The 672-nt window shown below is 29.9% G+C and carries 1 protein-coding gene; it reads left to right on the top strand.

Annotated elements, in window-relative coordinates; genetic code table 11:
• A partial coding sequence (locus tag HMPREF2731_RS00360) for a DUF5960 family protein (protein WP_060779150.1) occupies nucleotides 1-245 on the top strand: 245 nt, incomplete at its 5' end.
• Nucleotides 246-672: the final 427 nt, after the last annotated feature.

The raw sequence follows: 672 nt of genomic DNA, 5'->3' as shown, positions 1-672 counted from the left end.
TCAAAGATTTTTATAAAGTATGGGATTCAGAAGTTTTCTTTTTAGCAATCGAAGATAGCTTATTAATCAATCTCTACTATTCTAATAAGAACTATTTCAAAATTCCTGCTGCGAAAACTAGAATGAAGAAGGATGTATACTTTTTGTTTGATATCGTGACTGACGTGCCAGACGCACGAAGCGATCATCGGCGTTATGACTATATAAAGTATACTTTCGTTGATCCGGAAAGGTATAAAGATTAAAGTAGGCTACCTAAAAAGGTAGCCCGGAACGGATTTTATCACCATACTTATGAAAGGAGATATTTTTTAAGTTAGTATTAAGATTGTGTAATATGATGATATCTATATTTTATAGTATTAGTGCTATAAAATCAAAAATAAGTCACTAATTAACTATCACTCCAATTATAAGTCTTTTTCCCATTATTTTTTACAGTTATATGGTATGCTTTTAATGGCTCCAAATATAAAAGAGTTTAAAGCGTAACACACTTATGGGGGAGTGGTTTTTGGGGAACGCTTTAAACTCTTCTTTATTATTATCTCACAATTTAACCCAAATGTCTTTCTATTTTAAAAGTCAAAGTAAAACTTTTCAAATATACAGAAGTATAACTATGTGAAACATCCTTTCATTAATCCATAAAAGAATACATAAAAAAGCCAC

Source organism: Enterococcus sp. HMSC072F02 (assembly GCF_001837725.1).
Lineage (GTDB): Bacteria > Bacillota > Bacilli > Lactobacillales > Enterococcaceae > Enterococcus_B > Enterococcus_B lactis.
Note: the sequence above shows the minus strand (reverse complement) of the source record. Positions and strands in the feature narration are given on the sequence as shown.